The organism is Streptomyces sp. DH24, assembly GCF_029813775.1.
GTDB lineage: Bacteria > Actinomycetota > Actinomycetes > Streptomycetales > Streptomycetaceae > Streptomyces.
The window spans coordinates 1-237 of record NZ_JARVKW010000162.1 but is presented as its reverse complement, the minus strand read 5'-3'; the positions used below and the strand labels follow the sequence as shown (position 1 = coordinate 237).

The 237-nt window shown below is 67.5% G+C and carries 1 protein-coding gene; it reads left to right on the top strand.

All coding sequences use genetic code 11. The annotated features are described in order from the left end of the window. Positions 1 to 237 (top strand): beta-ketoacyl synthase N-terminal-like domain-containing protein (locus tag QC282_RS32310; protein WP_279553138.1); only part of this gene is annotated, 237 nt, incomplete at both ends.

The window sequence follows — 237 nt, the reverse complement described above, 5'->3', positions numbered from 1 at the left end:
CGTTTGTGGAGTTCTCTCGGCAGGGTGGGTTGGCGCCGGACGGCCGGTGCAAGGCGTTCTCGGATGCGGCCGACGGGGTCGGCTGGGCCGAGGGTGTCGGTGTTCTGGTGCTGGAGCGGGAGTCGGATGCGCTTCGGAACGGGCATCGGGTTCTTGCGGTGGTGCGTGGCAGTGCGGTGAATCAGGACGGTGCGTCGAATGGTTTGACGGCGCCGAATGGTCCGTCTCAGCAGCGCG